At 60.4% G+C, this 18,632-nt stretch carries 18 protein-coding genes; 14 read left to right on the top strand and 4 right to left on the bottom strand.

Annotated features, from left to right (window positions below; all coding sequences use genetic code 11):
* Position 1 precedes the first annotated feature (1 nt).
* Complete coding sequence (locus tag RHP75_RS13315; RefSeq protein WP_311088594.1) at positions 2-583, bottom strand: PilZ domain-containing protein; 582 nt, start codon at positions 581-583, stop codon at positions 2-4.
* Positions 584-677: 94 nt separating this feature from the next.
* Between RHP75_RS13315 and RHP75_RS13310 the strand changes: the two genes are divergently transcribed.
* Genes RHP75_RS13310 through RHP75_RS13300 form a run of 3 tightly spaced genes read left to right on the top strand, consistent with a single transcriptional unit; the run spans position 678 to position 3,893 of the window.
* Positions 678-1,943 carry a lipoprotein-releasing ABC transporter permease subunit gene (locus RHP75_RS13310; protein ID WP_311088593.1) on the top strand — a complete coding sequence of 422 codons (1,266 nt, stop codon included), beginning with the start codon at positions 678-680 and terminating at the stop codon, positions 1,941-1,943.
* A 22-nt stretch (positions 1,944-1,965) separates the two neighbouring features.
* On the top strand, positions 1,966-2,649 hold the full coding sequence (gene lolD, locus RHP75_RS13305; RefSeq protein WP_170049072.1) for a lipoprotein-releasing ABC transporter ATP-binding protein LolD: 684 nt from the start codon (positions 1,966-1,968) through the stop codon (positions 2,647-2,649).
* Entirely contained in the window at positions 2,649-3,893 is a 1,245-nt protein-coding gene (locus tag RHP75_RS13300; protein ID WP_311088592.1) for a lipoprotein-releasing ABC transporter permease subunit, read from the top strand. Before lolD ends, RHP75_RS13300 begins: the two co-directional genes overlap by 1 nt.
* A gap of 51 nt (positions 3,894-3,944) precedes the next feature.
* Here RHP75_RS13300 and RHP75_RS13295 read toward each other — a convergent pair whose 3' ends face one another.
* Positions 3,945-4,478 carry a DUF2062 domain-containing protein gene (locus tag RHP75_RS13295; protein WP_311088591.1) on the bottom strand — a complete coding sequence of 178 codons (534 nt, stop codon included), beginning with the start codon at positions 4,476-4,478 and terminating at the stop codon, positions 3,945-3,947.
* Positions 4,479-4,612: 134 nt separating this feature from the next.
* Between RHP75_RS13295 and RHP75_RS13290 the strand changes: the two genes are divergently transcribed.
* The 8 genes from RHP75_RS13290 to murB all read left to right on the top strand — a co-directional run bounded on the left by RHP75_RS13290 (position 4,613) and on the right by murB (position 11,490).
* The gene (locus tag RHP75_RS13290; RefSeq protein WP_311088590.1) at positions 4,613-6,838 is read left to right on the top strand and encodes a DNA internalization-related competence protein ComEC/Rec2; all 2,226 of its coding nucleotides are present in this window, start codon (positions 4,613-4,615) and stop codon (positions 6,836-6,838) included.
* Positions 6,839-6,910: 72 nt separating this feature from the next.
* A complete protein-coding gene (locus RHP75_RS13285) occupies positions 6,911-7,543 on the top strand; it encodes a MotA/TolQ/ExbB proton channel family protein (protein ID WP_311088589.1) in 633 nt (210 codons plus the stop codon).
* A complete protein-coding gene (locus tag RHP75_RS13280; protein WP_311088588.1) occupies positions 7,540-7,968 on the top strand; it encodes a biopolymer transporter ExbD in 429 nt (142 codons plus the stop codon). Before RHP75_RS13285 ends, RHP75_RS13280 begins: the two co-directional genes overlap by 4 nt.
* Before the next feature lie 13 nt (positions 7,969-7,981).
* Complete coding sequence (gene lpxK / locus RHP75_RS13275) at positions 7,982-8,983, top strand: tetraacyldisaccharide 4'-kinase (RefSeq protein ID WP_311088587.1); 1,002 nt, start codon at positions 7,982-7,984, stop codon at positions 8,981-8,983.
* Positions 8,984-9,044: 61 nt separating this feature from the next.
* On the top strand, positions 9,045-9,230 hold the full coding sequence (locus RHP75_RS13270; protein WP_090387286.1) for a Trm112 family protein: 186 nt from the start codon (positions 9,045-9,047) through the stop codon (positions 9,228-9,230).
* On the top strand, positions 9,231-9,995 hold the full coding sequence (gene kdsB / locus RHP75_RS13265) for a 3-deoxy-manno-octulosonate cytidylyltransferase (protein ID WP_311088586.1): 765 nt from the start codon (positions 9,231-9,233) through the stop codon (positions 9,993-9,995). It begins immediately after the preceding gene.
* Complete coding sequence (locus RHP75_RS13260) at positions 9,995-10,459, top strand: low molecular weight protein-tyrosine-phosphatase (protein WP_311088585.1); 465 nt, start codon at positions 9,995-9,997, stop codon at positions 10,457-10,459. Before kdsB ends, RHP75_RS13260 begins: the two co-directional genes overlap by 1 nt.
* Entirely contained in the window at positions 10,456-11,490 is a 1,035-nt protein-coding gene (gene murB / locus RHP75_RS13255; RefSeq protein ID WP_311088584.1) for a UDP-N-acetylmuramate dehydrogenase, read from the top strand. Before RHP75_RS13260 ends, murB begins: the two co-directional genes overlap by 4 nt.
* Positions 11,491-11,592: 102 nt before the next feature.
* On the opposite strand, the gene rne is transcribed toward murB, so the two are convergent.
* Complete coding sequence (rne, locus tag RHP75_RS13250) at positions 11,593-14,688, bottom strand: ribonuclease E (RefSeq protein WP_311088583.1); 3,096 nt, start codon at positions 14,686-14,688, stop codon at positions 11,593-11,595.
* A gap of 580 nt (positions 14,689-15,268) precedes the next feature.
* On the opposite strand from rne, the gene rluC reads away from it, so the two are divergent.
* Genes rluC through sppA form a run of 3 tightly spaced genes read left to right on the top strand, consistent with a single transcriptional unit; the run spans position 15,269 to position 17,892 of the window.
* The gene (gene rluC / locus RHP75_RS13245; protein WP_311091938.1) at positions 15,269-16,222 is read left to right on the top strand and encodes a 23S rRNA pseudouridine(955/2504/2580) synthase RluC; all 954 of its coding nucleotides are present in this window, start codon (positions 15,269-15,271) and stop codon (positions 16,220-16,222) included.
* Positions 16,215-16,925, top strand: coding sequence for an HAD-IA family hydrolase (locus tag RHP75_RS13240; protein WP_311088582.1), 711 nt, complete (start codon positions 16,215-16,217; stop codon positions 16,923-16,925). Before rluC ends, RHP75_RS13240 begins: the two co-directional genes overlap by 8 nt.
* Complete coding sequence (gene sppA, locus RHP75_RS13235) at positions 16,915-17,892, top strand: signal peptide peptidase SppA (protein ID WP_311088581.1); 978 nt, start codon at positions 16,915-16,917, stop codon at positions 17,890-17,892. The genes RHP75_RS13240 and sppA overlap by 11 nt, the downstream gene beginning before the upstream one ends.
* Before the next feature lie 50 nt (positions 17,893-17,942).
* On the opposite strand, the gene RHP75_RS13230 is transcribed toward sppA, so the two are convergent.
* A complete protein-coding gene (locus RHP75_RS13230; RefSeq protein ID WP_311088580.1) occupies positions 17,943-18,521 on the bottom strand; it encodes a nucleoside triphosphate pyrophosphatase in 579 nt (192 codons plus the stop codon).
* Between the last annotated feature and the right edge of the window lie 111 nt (positions 18,522-18,632).

Below are 18,632 nucleotides of genomic sequence, written 5' to 3'. Positions count from 1 at the left end.
ATCAGGGTTGCAGGGGTTGCTCGCGGGCCTGGCGACGTTCCAGGGCCTGGCGTTGCAGGATATGCCGAGCAAGTAGCTGACGTTGGGCATCGCTCACAGCTTCGAATTCCGCACCGATTTCAAATTGCTGCGACGGCAGGGGGCTGCAGTGCACCACCTTGGCCCGCAGCAGCAGACCGAGGGCCTGTGGCATCAGCACCATCTTCACCGCCAGGTGTGCGCCGGTTGTCACGGGCTGAGGGTTATTGAAGCTGACACCACCCTCAGACAGGCTGACCTTGCGCGGCGTGCCGATGTCGCGCAGCAGGCTTTGCGCCACGGCCTGACCGAGCAGGTCGATGCGCTTGTTCATCACTTTGAGGTAATTGGCCAGGGTGCGGTCGCGCTCGCTGATGTGCCGCAGCAGATGCTGCGACTCGAAGTCCATCAGGTGCAGATCGCTGAGCAGGTTGAACAGTGGGGAGCTGTCGTGAAGCTCGTCACTGGCCAGGGCTTCTGCGCCCGAGAGCAGGGTGAATTCCAGTGCGATCGTATCGTCGATACGATAGTATTCGCGGCGATCATCTTCATCTTGAGTCGGCATGGCGAACCCATGGCAGCAGTAGTGGTCAGAGTGTAAGGCTGCTCGCCAAGCCCCGCCACAAGGACGTTTCTTTTTCCCTCGAATCAGCCCCGACATGTTCAGACCTCTGTTCGTATTTATCGGCACGCGCTACACGCGGGCCAAGCGTCGCAACCACTTCGTATCCTTTATTTCCCTGACCTCAATGATCGGGCTGGCACTGGGTGTGCTGGTGATGATTCTGGTGCTGTCGGTGATGAACGGCTTCGACCATGAAATGCGTACCCGCGTACTCGGCATGGTGCCGCACGCCACGGTCGAGAGCGCCACGCCGATCAAGGACTGGCGCAGCCTGGCCGAACGGGCGCAAAGCAACCCGCAGGTGCTGGCGGTTGCCCCCTTCAGCCAGATGCAGGGTCTGCTAACCAACGACGGCAAGGTGCAGAAAGTGCTGATCAATGCGGTCGATCCGCTGGAAGAGGCCAAGGTCTCGATTATCGGCAATTTCTTCAAGCCTGAAGATGGTGGCAAGGGTTCGCTGGATGCCCTTAAACCCGGCGAGTTCGGCATGGTGCTAGGCACTAAGGCCGCAGCCAAACTCGGCGTCGGCCTGGGCGATAAAGTCACTTTTGTTGCCCCGGAAGTCACGGTCACCCCGGCCGGCATGTTTCCTCGCCTTAAGCGCTTTACCGTGGTCGGCATCTTCCATGTCGGCGCCGGCGAGATCGACGGTCACCTGGCCCTGACCCATGTGCAGGATCTGGCGCGCTTGCAGCGCTGGCAGGCCGATCAGGTACAGGGCATTCGCCTGAAATTCGCTGATCTGTTTGAAGCTCCGCGCACCGCTTGGGCATTGGCGCAAACCTTGGGCGAGGGCGACTACTACGCCCGCGACTGGACCCGTACCCACGGCAACCTGTACCAGGCGATCCGCATGGAAAAGGCGATGATTGGCCTGCTGCTGCTGCTGATCGTTGCGGTGGCCGCCTTCAACATCATCTCCACTCTGGTCATGGTGGTCACCGACAAGAAGGGCGATATCGCCATCCTGCGCACCCTCGGCGCGACGCCGCGGCAGATCATGGCGATCTTTATGGTCCAGGGCACGGTGATCGGCGTATTCGGTACAGCGATTGGCGCGGTACTGGGTTGCCTAGCGGCTTTGAATATCAGCAGTGCGATTGCTGCGTTGGAAGGGTTGTTGGGGATCAAGTTTCTCAATGCCGATGTGTATTTCATCGACTACCTGCCTTCGCAGCTGATGCTGGCGGACGTGCTGCTGGTCTGTGGCGCGGCGTTGATTCTGAGTTTCTTCGCCACCCTGTATCCGGCCTGGCGCGCAGCGCGCACCCAGCCTGCGGAGGCTCTGCGTTATGAATGATCAGGTTATGAGTGATTCGGTTATGCAAGATCGTGCAGTGTTGAGTTGTCGCAACCTCGGTAAAAGCTACGACGAGGGCCCGCAATCGGTGGTGGTGCTGCAGGACCTGCAGCTGGAATTGCACCCCGGCGAGCGCGTGGCGATTGTCGGCAGCTCCGGCTCGGGCAAGAGCACCTTGCTGAATATGCTCGGCGGCCTGGATACGCCGAGCACCGGCAGCGTCTGGCTGGCGGGCGAGGAGTTGTCGGCGCTGAATGAAAAGCAGCGCGGCCTGCTGCGTAACCGTGCCCTGGGTTTCGTTTACCAGTTCCACCACCTGCTGCCGGAATTTACCGCGCTGGAGAATGTGTGCATGCCGCTGCTGATTGGCCGCACGCCGATCAGTGAAGCGCGCCAGCGTGCCACGGCACTGCTGGAGCGTGTTGGCCTGGGCCATCGCCTGGCGCACAAGCCGTCGGAGTTGTCCGGTGGTGAGCGTCAGCGTGTGGCCATCGCCCGCGCGCTGGTCAATCAGCCGGGTCTGGTGCTGCTCGATGAACCCACCGGCAATCTCGATCATCACACCGCACAAGGCATTCAGGATCTGATGAAGGAGCTGAGCAGCTCGTCGCAGACCGCCTTTCTGGTGGTGACCCACGACATGGCGCTGGCCCAGCAGATGGACCGCATCCTGCGTCTGGAAGACGGCAAGCTGGTGGCCGCCTGATGTTTCGTCCGCTGAGTATCTTTATCGGTATCCGCTATACCGGGGCCAAGCGGCGCAATCACTTTATTTCCTTTATCTCGATGACCTCGATGATCGGCCTGGCCTTGGGTGTGTTGGCCATGATCGTGGTGCTTTCGGTGATGAACGGTTTTCAGAAGGAAATGAGCACGCGCATCCTCGGTATGGTGCCGCACGCCAGCATCGCCGGGACGCAGCCGCTGGATAACTGGCAGCAAGTCGCTGCTGCCGCGAAGAACAATCCGCAAGTAGTAGCGGCAGTGCCGTTTGCCGAACTCGAAGGCATGCTTTCGGTACGCGGGGCGATGCAGCCTGTGCAGCTGCACGGCGTCGATCCGGCGTTGGAGCCGCAGGTGTCGATCATCGACAAGCATATGCAGCAAGGCCGCCTGAGCGACTTGCGCGAGGGCGAGTTTGGCGTGGTGCTGGGTGAGATCACCGCGCGGCGCTTTCAGTTGCGCGTTGGCGACAAGCTGGCGCTGATCGTGCCGGAGCTGAGCAGTGTGCCGGGTGGGATCAGCCCGCGTATGCAGCGCCTTAACGTGGTCGGTATCTTCAAGGTTGGCGCGGAGCTGGACAGCTCGCTGGCGCTGATCCATGTCGCCGATGCCGCGCATATCCAGCGCATGCAGCCGGGGCAGGTGCAGAGCGTGCGCCTGAAGTTGAAAGACCTCTACCAGGCGCCGCAAGTCGCCGCGCAGATTGTCGGCGAGCTGGGCGAGGGCTACAGCTCAGCAGACTGGACCCTGACCCAGGGCAGCCTGTTCAGTGCAATGAAAATGGAAAAGACCATGATCGGTCTGTTGCTGCTGCTGATTGTTGCGGTGGCGGCCTTCAATATCATTGCGACGTTGATCATGGTGGTGGCGGACAAGGGGGCAGATATCGCCATCCTGCGTACCCTGGGGGCTACGCCTGGACAGATCATGGGCATCTTTATGGTGCAAGGTACGGTGATCGGCGTGATCGGTACGTTGATCGGTGCGGTGCTGGGTATTCTGGCCGCGCTGAATGTCAGCCAGCTGGTGGGCTGGATTGAGCGCTTGAGCGGTCAGCAGGTGATGAGTTCGGATGTGTATTTCATCAGCAACCTGCCGTCTGAACTGCTGTTGTCTGATGTGCTGTTGATCTGCGGTGCAGCGTTCAGCCTGAGCTTTCTGGCTACCGTTTACCCGTCTTGGCGTGCTGCACAAATTCAGCCGGCCGATGCGCTGCGTTACGAATAAGCTACGCTGGCAGAAACAAAAAAGCCGTTACTGAGTAACGGCTTTTTTGTTTCAGTGTTGTGCGCCTTGCTGGCGACGTTTTTCCTGGCGTTTGCGCCAGTTGTGTCGTACCCACCAGCGCCAGTAGGCGTTGGTGCCAAAGTAGCCGATCAGTGCGAGCAGCAGGCCGAGCACCAGAGAGCCAAGATAGAGCGGCTGCCAGTGGGTTTGCAGCACATGGCCGACCCAGCCGAGGGTGATGTGATCAGGCATTTGCAGGGTAGGCGTGTTCATTAGCCAGGCGCCGAACTTGTAGCTGCAATAGAACACTGGCGGCATGGTGATCGGGTTGGTCAGCCAGACCAGGCCAATCGAAATCGGCAGGTTACCCCGGGCTGGAATGGCCACGGCGGCGGCGGCGGCCATTTGCATGGGCATGGGGATCATTGCCCAGAACAGGCCAATCGCCATGGCGCGTGAAACAGAATGGCGGTTGAGGTGCCAGAGATTGGGATCGTGGATCAGGCTGCCCAGAAAGCGCAGGGACTTATTGCCCTTGATGCGGTCTGGGTGGGGCATGTAGCGCTTAAATAAACGACGCGGCATGAAGGCTCTCTGGCGGGTAAAAGCGCCGACATTATGCACCCTTTGATGACAGCCTGCTTTCACACTTTGTGACAGCAAATAAGCAAAAGCTGATCGACAGGTTAAATGCTGTATTCGACTCACGGAGCGAGTCTATGCGCACAGGGATTTTGGCGCTGGTGGCTGGGTTATTGGTGCTGCGCTTCCTTCCGGCGTTGCCGCCGCAATGGCTGCTGGCTGTTCTGCCGTTAGCCGGTTTGATGCTGCTGCCGTTTCGCAGTTATCCCATCGCCTTGTTTCTGTTTGGGTTCAGCTGGGCCTGCGGATCGGCGCAGTGGGCGCTGGATGATCGTCTGGCGCGGCAGCTGGATGCGCGTACCTTGTGGCTGCAAGGGCAGGTGGTCGGTTTGCCCGAGGTGGGTGAAGGCGTGGTGCGCTTTCAGCTGGAGCAGGTGGCCTCCCGTCGTGACAAATTGCCCGCGCGTTTGCGTCTGGCCTGGTACGACGGACCGGTAGTGCGCGCGGGTGAGACCTGGCGTCTGGCGGTACGGCTCAAGCGCCCCCATGGTCTAGTTAATCCTCAAGCATTCGATTACGAAGCCTGGCTGTTGGCGCAGCGTATCGGCGCCACGGGTACGGTGAAAAGTGGTGAACTGATTGCTACTGCCAGTGGTTCCGGGGCCTGGCGCGACCGCTTGCGTCAGCAGCTTTTGGCAACGCCCGCACATGGCCGCGAAGGCGCGTTGGCGGCTCTGGTGCTGGGAGATGACTCGGGGCTGTCGACGGCGGATTGGCAGGTGCTGCAGAGCACCGGCACGGTGCACCTGATGGTGATCTCCGGTCAGCATATCGGTCTGTTGGCGGCGCTTTTATATGGCCTGGTTGCTGGCTTGGCGCGTCTGGGGCTTTGGCCGCGCGACTGGCCCTGGCTGCCCTGCGCCTGTGCATTAGCCTTTGCTGGTGCGTTGGCCTACGGCCTGCTGGCAGGTTTTGAGGTGCCAGTGCAGCGCGCCTGCGTGATGGTCGGTCTGGTGTTGCTCTGGCGCTGGCGCTTTCGTCATCTGGGTGTGTGGTTGCCCCTGCTCGTGGCATTGCTTGCGGTGTTACTGAGTGAGCCGCTGGCCAGTTTGCAGCCAGGGTTCTGGTTGTCCTTTGGCGCGGTAATGCTGTTGATCCTGATCTTCAGTGGTCGGCTGGGCGCCTGGCCTTGGTGGAGCACCTTGCTGCGCGCGCAATGGGCCATGGCCATCGGCTTGTTGCCGCTGCTGCTGGCCCTCGGTTTACCGGTGAGTGCCAGCGGCCCTTTGGCCAACCTGGTGGCGGTTCCCGTAGTTGGGTTATTGGTCGTGCCGCTTGCATTGCTCGGCACGTTATTGCTGCCCTTGCCTGGGGTGGGTATTGCGCTGCTCTGGATGGCAGGCTTGATGCTGGACCTGCTGTTCGAGTTATTGACGCAATTGGCCCTGTGGCTGCCGGCCTGGTTGCCCAGCGCCTTGCCATTCTGGGCCTGGCTGCTGGTGGCGCTGGGTGCGTTGGTTTTGCTCCTGCCAGCCGCTTTGCCGATGCGTAGCCTGGGTGCGTTATTACTGCTGCCCTTGTTATTCAGCCCGCAGCAGCGCCCGGAATACGGGCGGGCCGAGGTGTGGATGCTGGATGTCGGTCAGGGCCTGGCGGTGCTGGTCAGAACCCAGGGGCATGACCTGCTGTATGACGCCGGGCCGCGCTTTGGTGAGTTCGATACGGGCGAGCGGGTGGTGCTGCCATCGTTGCGCGCATTGGATGTGCGTGGGCTTGATCTGCTGCTGATCAGCCATGCTGATAGCGATCATGCCGGTGGCGCCGCAGCGATCCAGCGCGGTCTGCCGGTCAGGCAGGTGCTCAGTGGCGAAGCGGATAAGCTCGCGCCTTCACTGCAGGCCCAAGCTTGCGTCAGTGGTCAGCACTGGCTGTGGGATGGCGTGCAATTCAGTACCTGGCGCTGGGATGGTGCGAGCGATGGCAACCAGGCGTCCTGCGTGCTGCGTATCGAGGCCAATGGTGAGCGGCTGTGGCTGACCGGTGACATCGATAGCCAAGCCGAGCGAGCACTGCTCAACAGCGGCCTGGTCATGCCGGCAGAGTGGTTGCTGGCGCCACACCATGGCAGTCGCAGTTCATCTTCGGCGGCTTTTCTTGAAAAGGTTAGACCTACAGCCGCGCTGGTTTCCCGTGGCGCGCACAATGCCTTTGGCCATCCGCATTACGAAGTTGTCGAGCGTTACCGGGTATCGGATGCGCGACTGTACGACACAGCCGAACACGGGGCGGTACGGATTCGTTTAGGCGCATTCGAGCCTGCGCAGGGTTTGCGCTATCGAGCACGTTTTTGGCGGGAAAAATGAGAACGGCGGCGGTCGGCGAGGCCGCGACCCTATGCTAGAGTGGCGCCACTTTTGTGAAGGGGATCTGCCACCGTGTGGGAACTGGTTAAAGCTGGCGGCTGGATGATGCTGCCGATCATTCTGTGTTCTATCGCTGCGGCCGGCATCATTGCCGAACGCCTGTGGACGCTGCGGCCGAGCCGCATCACCCCACCCAACCTGCTCGGTCAGGTGTGGAAGTGGATCAAAGAGAAAAAACTCAATAACCAGAAGCTCAAGGAGCTGCGCGCCAACTCGCCGTTGGGGCAGATCCTCGCCGCTGGCTTGGCCAACTCCAAGCATGGCCGCGAGATCATGAAGGAGTGCATCCAGGAAGCTGCCGCCCGTGTGATCCACGACCTGGAACGCTACCTGAATGCCCTGGGCACTATCGCCGGTATCGCGCCGCTGCTGGGTTTGCTCGGTACAGTGCTGGGCATGATCGAAATCTTCAGCTCCTTTATGGGGTCGGGCATGGCCAATGCGTCCTTGCTCGCCGGCGGTATTTCCAAGGCGCTGATCACTACGGCGGCGGGTTTGATGGTGGCTATTCCGGCACTGTTCTTCCACCGTTACCTGCAACGCCGCGTCGACGAATTGGTGGTCGGCATGGAGCAGGAGGCGATTCGCCTTGTGGAAGTGGTGCAGGGCGACCGTGATGTCGACATGGGCGAGGACAAGGCGTGAAATTCCGGCGCAAACCGCGGGAGAACGTCGAGATCAACCTGGCCTCGTTGATCGACGTGGTGTTTATCCTGCTGCTGTTCTTCGTGGTCACCACCACCTTTACCCGTGAGACCCAGCTCAAGGTCGATCTGCCGGAGGCCGCCACTGGCACGCCGCCGGAGCAGACCGAACTGAAGCAGCTGGAAATCCTGATTGCTGCCGATGGCAGCTACTCGCTGAATGCCAAGCAGTTGCTGAAAAGCGATCTGGAAAGCCTGATGGCTGCGCTGCAGAAAGAGTCGGAAGGTGATAACAGCCTGCCGCTTATCATCAGCGCCGATGCCAAGGCCCAGCATCAGGCGGTGATTACCGCTATGGATGCGGCCGGCAAGCTGGGTTTTGCCCACCTGCGCATGACCACCATCGAGGCGCAAGCCGAGCCTTGAGGGTTGCCCGCTGATGAGCCTCTCCGCACGCCTCACTGCTGCCTGGTACGCCGGTCATCCGGCGCTGGGTCTGCTGCGTCCGCTGGAGTGGCTGTATCGCGCGGTGGTACAGCGCAAGCGTGCGCGTTTTCTGGCCGGTGAGGGCGAGATCTACCGTGCTCCCGTGCCGGTAGTAGTGGTCGGCAATATAACCGTCGGCGGCACCGGCAAGACCCCGATGATTCTCTGGCTGATCGAGCATTGCCGCCGCCAAGGGCTGCGCGTCGGTGTGGTCAGTCGTGGTTATGGCGCTCAGCCGCCGCAGCTGCCCTGGCGCGTGCAGGCTGATCAGGCCGCCAGCGTGGCCGGTGATGAGCCGCTGCTGATTGTGCAACGCAGCGGCATACCGCTGATGATTGATCCTGATCGCAGTCGCGCGGTGGCGGCCTTGCTGGCGGCCGAGCCGCTGGACCTGATCCTCAGTGATGACGGCTTGCAGCACTACCGTCTGGCCCGAGACCTCGAACTGGTGCTGATCGATGCCGCGCGCGGTCTTGGCAATCGTCATTGCCTACCTGCCGGCCCGCTGCGTGAGCCGGTCGAGCGTCTGCAGAGCGTGGATGCGCTGCTGTATAACGGCGCGTCCAGCGATCCGCAGGATGGCTACGGCTTTACCTTGCAGCCACGCACCTTGGTCAATCTGCGCAGTGGCGAGCAGCACCCGCTCAGTCATTTCCCAGCTGGTCAGGCCCTGCATGCGGTCGCCGGTATTGGCAACCCGCAGCGTTTCTTCAATACCCTCGAAGGGCTACACTGGCGGCCTGTCGCGCATGCCTTTGCCGACCATGCGCCGTATAGCGCCGAGCTGCTGAATTTCAGCCCGGAGCTGCCGGTGTTGATGACGGAAAAGGATGCGGTCAAGTGCCGTGCCTTTGCGGCTGACGATTGGTGGTACCTGGCGGTGGATGCCGAGCCTTCGGCCGCGTTTGTCGCTTGGTTTGATCAGCAATTGCAGCGTCTTGTGCCGCGCGCCTGACTGTTCTGATCATTCGGCGGCCTCGTCCGTCCCTGCAGCTGCTTCCTATCAAGGATCTCCCATGGACCCGAAACTACTCGACATTCTCGCCTGCCCACTGTGCAAGGGCCCGCTGAAGCTCGCCGCTGACAAGAGTGAGCTGATCTGCAAGGCCGACGCACTGGCCTTCCCGGTTCGCGATGGCATTCCGGTGATGCTGGAAACCGAAGCCCGCACCCTCAACGTCGACGAGCGCCTGGACAAGTAAATGAGCACTGCCTTTACCGTTGTGATTCCGGCGCGCTTCGCTTCCAGCCGCCTGCCGGGCAAGCCGCTGCAGGATATTGCCGGCAAACCGATGATTCAGCATGTCTGGGAGCAGGCGTGCAAGAGCAGCGCCCAGCAGGTGGTGGTCGCCACTGACGATGCGCGCATCGTTGAGGCGTGTCAGGGCTTTGGTGCGCAGGTGGTGTTGACCCGCGTCGATCACAATTCAGGCACCGACCGTCTGGCTGAAGTGGCCACGGCTTTGGGCCTAGCGGCTGACGCCATCGTGGTCAACGTACAGGGTGATGAGCCGCTGATTCCGCCGGCGATCATTGATCAAGTTGCTGCCAATCTGGCGGCCAACCCGCAGGCGGCAATCGCTACCCTGGCCGAGCCGATTGAGGATGTGCAGGCGCTGTTCAACCCCAACGTGGTCAAGGTGGTCAGCGACAAGACCGGCCTGGCCCTGACCTTCAGCCGCGCGCCGCTGGCCTGGGCGCGGGATGCCTTTGCCAAGAGCCGTGACGAGTTGCCGGCCGGCGTGCCGTACCGTCGTCACATCGGCATCTACGCCTACCGTGCGCAGTTTCTGCATGACTTCGTCGCCTGGGGCCCGTGCTGGCTGGAAGACACCGAATGCCTGGAGCAGCTGCGCGCCCTCTGGCATGGCGTGCGTATCCATGTCGCCGATGCCCTTGAAGCGCCGCCTGCGGGTGTCGATACACCGGAAGACCTTGAGCGGGTTCGTCGCCTGCTGGGGGCCTGATGCGCGTTCTGTTCGTCTGTCTGGGCAATATCTGCCGCTCGCCAACGGCCGAAGGCGTATTGCGCCACAAGCTGCGGGAAGCAGGGCTTGAAAGGCGCGTCGAAGTCGATTCGGCCGGCACTGGTGACTGGCACGTGGGCAAGGCGGCGGATCTGCGCACGCGTCAGGCGGCGCAGCAGCGTGGCTATGACTTGTCTGCGCTGCGCGGGCGGCAGGTCAAGGCGGCGGATTTTCATTCCTTTGATCTGATTCTGGCGATGGATAACAGCAACCTGCACGACCTGCAGCAGCTGCGTCCCGGCAATGATGCGGCCGAGTTGGACCTGTTTCTGCGTCGTTATCAGTTGGAGCGGGATGAAGTGCCGGACCCCTATTACGGTGGCGAGGCCGGTTTTGCCCAGGTGCTGGATTTGATCGAACAGGCCTGTGATGCCCTGGTTATCGAACTCAAGGGGCGCTTATGAGCTTGCAAGTGCGTACCCAGGTCTCGCTGAAACCCTATAACAGCTTTGCCGTCGAAGCCCAGGCCAGCCATTTTGCCGAGGCTGAGAATGATCAGCAGGTGCGCGAAGCGCTGAGCTATGCGCAAACGCAGCAATTACCGCTGTTATTGCTCGGTGGTGGCAGCAATCTGCTGCTCACCGCCGACATCGAGGCGCTGGTTTTGCGTATGACCAGTCGCGGTATTCGCGTACTCAACGATGACGGCGAGCGTGTGCTGATTGAGGCAGAGGCGGGCGAGCCCTGGCATCCGTTTGTACAGTGGACGTTGGCGCAGGGCTTTGCCGGCCTGGAAAACCTCAGCCTGATTCCCGGCACAGTCGGCGCGGCGCCGGTGCAGAATATCGGCGCGTACGGTGTTGAACTGAAGGATCTGTTTTCTGGGTTGACTGCCCTGGATCGACACAGTGGCGAGTTGCGTGAGTTTTCTCTGCAGGATTGTGCTTTTGCCTACCGCGATAGCCTGTTCAAACGCGAAAGCGGACGCTGGGTCATCCTGCGGGTGCGCTTTGCCTTGAGCCGTGCGGCTGCGCTGCACCTGGATTACGGTCCAGTGCGTCAGCGTCTTGCGGAGCAGGGCATCAGTGCTCCGACGGCGCTGGATGTCAGTCAGGCCATTTGCGCCATTCGCAGCGAAAAATTGCCTGACCCGGCTGAGCTGGGCAATGCCGGCAGCTTCTTTAAAAACCCGTTGGTATCCGCCGAACTCGCACAGCGCTTGCGCGCCGAGCATGCCGATCTGGTGGCCTATCCTCAGGTGGTGAATGGCCAGGCGGACGGGCAGGTCAAACTGGCCGCCGGCTGGTTGATCGAGCGGGCGGGCTGGAAGGGCTTTCGTGAGGGTGATGCAGGTGTGCACCGTCTGCAGGCGCTGGTGCTGGTGAATTACGGCGCCGCCACGGGGGCGCAGTTGTTGGCACTGGCGCAGCGTATCCAGGCGGATATCGCCCAGCGTTTCGCGGTGGAGTTGGAGATCGAGCCAAACGTGCTGTAAGGCGTTTAGCGGTAGGCTGCGACCAGCGTATTGATCGCACTGTAATAAAAGCTACAACGCAAAAGGGGATGCCGAAGCATCCCCTTTTTATTGCCTAGCGGATCAGACCTGCGGTTTGACCGCTTCTTTATCCTGCTCGTCAGCTTCTACTTCAGTAAACAGTGAGCTTTGCGGCTCCTGGCTTACTTCTGCTTCTACTTGCGATGCGGTTTCGGCCTTGGGCTCGACGGCATCGATGCTCGCAGGTGCTTCGGCTGCAGTTTCAACTACGGCTTCAGCAACCGGCTCTTCAGCCACTGGTGCAGCAGCTTCAACCTGTACGGCAGCTGCTGGTGCTTCGGCGGCTTCGCGGGCGAGACGCTCGGCTTCACGCTGACGACGGCGCACTTCGCGCGGATCGTTAGGTGCGCGACCGGTGCTGCTGACAGCGACTGCAGGTGCAGGTGCGGCTTCAACTGCCACAACTTCAGCTACAGCGGCTTCGGCAACCGGCTTGGGTGCGGTAACTACAGCTGGCGCGTCAACAACCTCTGCAACCGGGGCTGGAGCCTCTACAACAACAGGTGCTGGTGCAGTTTCGCTGGCTTCGGCGGCATATACAGGCGCTTCGCTGACTTCGACAGCCGGGCTGCTTACTGCTTCTACAACTACGGTCTCAACAACGGCTTGTGGCGCTTCAGTTGCAGCGGCTTCGCGTGGCTGTTCCTGCTCGACAACTACAGGTGCTGCTTCAGCGTTCGCTTGGGCGGTTGCGTCCGTGTTAGCGATAACGGCGGCGGTTACTGCTGCTGCAGCTACTGCGTTGTCAGCATCGGCTGGGGCTTCTGCGCCTTCTTCGCTGCCTTCAATCGGGTTGCCATTGGCATCGTTCTGGCGCTCGCGACGATTGCTGCGGCGGCGCTGGCCACGGGAGCGGCGACGTGGGCGATCACCACCTTCGCTGCCTTCCTGTTCATCGTCTTGCAGTGCTTCTTCAGCGTTCAGTGCTGCTTCGTCACTGGCAGCTGCTGCCTGTTCGGCGCGCGGCTGGCGCTCTTCACGCGGTGGGCGCGGCTGGCGCGGTTCGCGTTGCGGGCGTTCGGCGCGGGCTTCTTCGCTGACGGTAGCGCTATCGCCGGGTGCTGCATCCAGCGGCTCACGCAGTTCACGTGGCTGGCGTTCTTCACGCGGCTTGCGGTCGCGCTGCTGACGCTCTTCGCGCGGTGGGCGCGATTGACGCACTTCCTGGGGCTCGCGAACTTCTACGACATCGCGTGGGCTGCGTTCTTCACGTGGTGCACGCTCTTCGCGCGGTGCGCGTTCCTCACGGGCTGCACGTGGCTGACGCTCTTCGCGTGGTGCGCGCTCTTCACGTGGGCCACGATCCTCGCGTGGTTTGCGGTCTTCGTTGTTGCGACCGCCACGGTTGCGGTTCTGCTGGCGACCGTTGCGACGCTCATCGCTACGCTGTGGGCGTTCGCTGGTCTTCTTCTCGATGACGGCAGGTTTTTCTTCTTCCTTGCCGGCGAACAGGCTTACCAGCGACTTGACCAGGCCTTTGAACAGGCTTGGCTCGGCAGCGACAGCCGGCTGTGCAGCGACGGCTTCAGCGGGCGTCGGTGCGGTGCGCTGCGGAGCAGTCTTGATCGCGGCTTCCTGGCGAACCAGGGTGCGAGTTGCGGCTGCCTGCTTTTCTTCTTCCACTTCAACTACAGCCATTTCATAGCTGGATTGGGTGGATTGAGCTTCCGGGCTGTCGTCACGGATGCGCTGCACTTCGAAGTGCGGCGTTTCCAGATGATCGTTCGGAATGATCACGATGCGGGCGCGGGTACGCAGTTCGGTCTTGGTGATCGAGTTGCGCTTTTCGTTGAGCAGGAAGGCAGCAACCGGGATTGGCACTTGTGCGCGAACTTCGGCGGTGCGGTCTTTCAGGGCTTCTTCTTCGATCAGGCGCAGAATGGCCAGCGACAGCGACTCGACGTCACGGATGATGCCTTGACCGTTGCAGCGCGGGCAGACGATGCCGCTGGTTTCACCCAAGGATGGGCGCAGGCGCTGACGGGACATTTCCAGCAGGCCGAAGCGCGAGATACGACCCACTTGTACACGGGCGCGGTCGGCTTCCAGGCTTTCACGGACTTTTTCTTCGACGGCGCGTTGGTTCTTCGCCGGGGTCATGTCGATGAAGTCGATAACGATCAGGCCGCCGATGTCACGTAGACGCAGTTGGCGGGCGATTTCTTCAGCCGCTTCCAGGTTGGTCTGCAGGGCCGTTTCTTCGATGTCGCTGCCTTTGGTCGCACGGGCCGAGTTGATGTCGATCGACACCAGGGCTTCGGTCGGGTCGATGACGATGGAGCCACCGGACGGCAGTTTCACTTCGCGCTGGAAGGCAGTTTCGATCTGGCTTTCGATCTGGAAGCGGTTGAACAGCGGCACGCTGTCTTCATACAGCTTGATCTTGCTGGCGTACTGCGGCATCACCTGATTGATAAAACTCAGGGCTTCCTGCTGCGCTTCAATGCTGTCGACCAGTACTTCGCCGATGTCCTGGCGCAGGTAGTCGCGGATGGCGCGGATGATCACGTTGCTTTCCTGGTAGATCAGGAAGGGCGCGGCGCGATCTTGCGAAGCTTCTTTGATGGCGGTCCAGAGTTGCAGCAGGTAATCGAGGTCCCACTGCATTTCTTCGCTGGAGCGGCCCAGACCTGCAGTGCGCACGATCAAGCCCATGTCGCTTGGAGCGACCAGACCGTTCAGTGCTTCACGCAGCTCATTACGCTCTTCGCCTTCGATCCGACGAGAGATGCCACCGGCGCGCGGGTTGTTCGGCATCAGCACCAGGTAACGACCGGCGAGGCTGATAAAGGTGGTGAGGGCTGCGCCCTTGTTGCCACGCTCTTCTTTCTCGACCTGAACGATGACTTCCTGGCCTTCCTTGAGCACGTCTTTGATATTGACGCGGCCTTCTGGAGCCTTGCTGAAGTATTCGCGGGAGATTTCTTTGAGCGGGAGGAAACCGTGGCGCTCAGAGCCGAAATCGACGAAAGCGGCTTCGAGGCTAGGCTCTACGCGGGTGATTTTACCCTTGTAGATGTTGGATTTTTTCTGCTCACGGGCGCCGGACTCGATGTCCAGGTCGTAGAGTTTTTGCCCATCTACCAGGGCAACACGCAACTCTTCGGGCTGAGTTGCGTTAATCAGCATTCTTTTCATGTAGTACCGTCGGTTTCCGGTGCTGGCGGAAGCGGCGTTCGGCACACACGACTTCAGGGGTCGGTGTCAGGTGCGTCAGGAACGGTCGTAAAGCGTTCCAGTGTCTAGCGGCGGTCAGCCAATTGTGCTGGGCCGCGACGGACGTCTCCTGCTCGCTGTGATAACAGAAAGCACTAAGTCAGGAGGAGGAATCAGCTGTTGGTAGCGGACGAGATGAGGCGTCTTGGTAAAGCGAGCAGCTACGCGGACCAACAGTTGTACATCTCCACCCTACACGTATCGCTGAAACTCGGGTGCCGCTCGCGAAAATCCGCAGCGGGTTAACTATTACCGCAACCGTCCAGAGGGGCAGGTTGCGCATCATGGCTTAAAGGCTTTATTTCCGAGTTATTCACAGCCTTGGAGGCTTTTCTTTCGTTGAATAACCCGTCGGACGGCCTCACGTCCCAAATGGGTTGCGTTGGTTGGGGATGGCAGTTTTGGCGATCATCCGCAAACCAGGCCGCTTTTGGCGGCGTTCCCGACTATAGCAGCAATGATTAAGTGCTTCAATTCCATAAAAAATTGTTATGATTGCGCGATGACAAATCCTTCCCCTCCAACCTCCGGCGTCCAGCTGCTCGAGGTTGCGCCGGAACTTGCCGGCCAACGCATTGATAACTTTCTTCGCACCCAGCTTAAGGGCGTGCCCAAGACTTTGATTTACCGGATTTTGCGTAAAGGCGAAGTGCGTGTGAACAAGGGGCGGATCAAGCCTGAGTACAAGCTGCAGGCTGGCGACATTATTCGTGTACCGCCGCTGCGCTTGGCTGAGCGAGATGAGCCCGAGCCGCTTGCGCAAGGGCTTTTGCAGCGCCTAGAGGCGGCGATTGTCTATGAAGACAAGGCGCTGATTGTGCTGAATAAGCCGGCAGGTATCGCTGTGCATGGCGGCAGTGGCCTGAATTATGGAGTTATTGAGGCCTTCCGTCAGTTGCGCCCAGATGCCAAGGACCTGGAGTTGGTGCATCGCTTGGATCGTGATACGTCGGGTCTACTGATGATCGCCAAGAAGCGCAGCATGTTGCGCCACCTGCACGAAGCCCTGCGGGGCGATGGTGTGGATAAGCGCTATATGGCGTTGGTGCGCGGCCACTGGGCAACGGCCAAGAAACAGGTTAATGCGCCGCTGCTTAAGAGCAATCTGCGTTCCGGCGAGCGCATGGTCGAGGTCAATCCTGAAGGTAAAGAGGCATTGACCGTCTTTCGTGTGCTGCGCCGCTTCGGCGAGTTTGCCACCTTGGTCGAGGCCAAGCCGGTCACCGGGCGTACCCATCAGATTCGTGTGCATACACAGCATGCAGGGCACTGCATTGCCGGTGACAGCAAATACGGCGATGACGATTTCACCAAGGAAATTCGCGATCTAGGCGGCAAGCGCCTGTTTCTGCATGCCTATGAGTTGGTTGTGCCGCTGCCTGAGGGTGGTCAACTCAAGCTTGAGGCTCCAGTCGATGAAATGTGGGCGCGGACTATGGTGCGTCTCGGTGAGTGATTGTCAGGAGCGTGGCTATCAGCTGCTGATCTTCGATTGGGACGGCACGCTGGTCGACTCCATCGGTCGGATTGTTGCGGCGATGCATATGGCTGCCGATGCCTGTGAGTTGCCGCGCTGCACGGATGATCAGGTGCGCGGCATTATTGGCTTGGGTTTGCCTGAGGCTATTCGTTGTCTTTACCCAGATATGCATGATGCGCTTCGTGCGCAGCGCTTGCGGCAAAGCTACAGCGAAAACTACCTGGCTCTTGAGTCCGAGCCCTCGCCGCTATTTCATGGCGTGGCTGAGGGTTTGCAGGCGTTTCGTGCCGAGGGTTATCGCCTGGCGGTAGCGACTGGCAAAGGGCGGCATGGTTTGCAGCGCGTGCTTGCGGATCGTGGCTGGCTGGATTATTTCGATTACAGCCGCTGCGCTGATGAAACGGCGAGCAAGCCGGATCCGCTGATGTTGCACGAGATTCTGGCGCAAAGCGGTGTTGCTGCTAGTCAGGCGCTGATGGTGGGTGACTCATCCTTCGATCTGTTGATGGCGCAGCGCGCGGGCATGGATTGTGTAGCGGTGGGTTATGGTGCGCAGCCTTTGCAGGCGTTGCGTGAGTGTCAGCCAACGCTGGCAATAGAATGTTTTACCGAGTTGCGCGCTTGGCTGGGTCGGCGTGCGTCTAATCAGTCAGTTGAGGTGGTTTGGCATGGCAGATGAATGGAAGGCGTCGGCGGAGGCTGATGTCGACGGTAAAAGCTGGCAGCTGCTGGAGAAGACTCTGCTGGCCGGCGTGCAGGAGCAGCGTCGTGCGCGGCGCTGGGGGATTTTCTTCAAGCTGCTGACCTTCATTTATATCTTCGGTGCGCTGGCGTTGTTCTCGCCCATGCTGGCGATGAAAAAAGGCGCGACTACCGGCGGTCATGCTGCGGTGATCGAAGTGCGCGGGATGATTGCCGATCAGGAATCGGCCAGTGCCGACAATATCGTCAGCAGTCTGCGTGCGGCGTTTGAGGATACCAACACCAAGGGCGTGATCCTGCGCATCAATAGCCCAGGCGGCAGTCCGGTGCAGTCGGGCTATATCTATGACGAGATTCGCCGCCTGCGCGCCGAGTACCCGGCGATCAAACTGTATGCAGTGATCACCGATTTGGGTGCGTCGGGTGCCTATTACATCGCCAGTGCGGCTGATGAGATCTATGCCGACAAAGCCAGCCTGGTTGGCTCCATTGGTGTCACTGCGGCAACCTTTGGTTTTGTGGGGGTGATGGAGAAGCTGGGCGTGGATCGCCGCGTGTATACCTCTGGTGAGCACAAGGCGTTTCTCGACCCGTTCCAGCCACAAAAGGCCGAAGAAACCAAGTTCTGGCAGGGTGTTCTGGAAACCACTCATCGTCAGTTTATTGCCAGCGTTAAGCAGGGGCGTGGCGAGCGCTTGAAAGATGCCGAGCATCCTGAGCTGTTCTCGGGTCTGGTTTGGTCGGGTGAGCAGGCTTTGCAGCTTGGGCTGGTCGATGCCTTGGGTAATACAAGCTATGTGGCGCGAGAAGTGATTGGCGAGAAGGAAATCGTCGACTTCACGGTGCAGGAATCGCCTTTCGATAAGTTTGCCAAAACTTTAGGTGCCAGTATGGCTGAGCGTATTGCCCTGTGGATGGGGTTCCAGGGGCCGGCATTGCGCTGAGGTCTGGAGCTATTGCAAACAAGCCCGGTCATTGATCGGGCTTGTTGTTTTTAGGGGATATCGATACCGCTGGCTTGCAGCATGTCCACCAGGCGGATCAGTGGCAGGCCGATCAGGCTGTTGCTGTCGCTGCCTTCTGTGCTGCGAAACAGGCTGATGCCCAGGCCTTCGGCCTTGAAGCTGCCCGCGCAGTCGAAGGGTTGTTCGGCGGTCAGGTAGCGCATGATCTGCGCTTCGCTGAGTGGGCGGAAATGCACCGTGAAGGGTATGCAGTCGGTTTGCTGCTGGCCGGTGGCGCTGTTAAGCAGGGTGAGGCCAGTCATAAAGGTCACGCTGTTGCCGCTGGCGGCCATTAGCTGCTCGCGCGCGCGCTCCAGGGTGTGTGGTTTGCCTATGATCTGTGAGCCGAGTACCGCGACTTGATCTGAGCCGATGATCAGGTGTTGCGGGTGGGTAGTGCTCAGTGCTTGGGCCTTTTCCAGTGATAGTCGGCGCACCAGGGCTTCAGCGTCTTCACTAGGTCGCCGTGATTCGTCGATGTGTGGGGCGCTCCAGGTGAAGGGCAAGCGCAGGCGGGTGAGTAGTTCGCGGCGATAGGGTGAGCTGGAGGCGAGCACCAGAGGCGGCACGGCGATTTCCTTCTATATAGTCGTTTGCAGATGCTGGGCGATTCTAGCTGTCGGTCTATATGCTGGACAGGCCGAATTTCCTTTGACAGCGGCGGGTTGCATCCCTAAAAT

Source organism: Pseudomonas sp. SG20056 (genome assembly GCF_031764535.1).
Classification (GTDB): Bacteria; Pseudomonadota; Gammaproteobacteria; order Pseudomonadales; family Pseudomonadaceae; genus Aquipseudomonas.
This window is presented reverse-complemented; position numbering and strand designations above follow the sequence as displayed.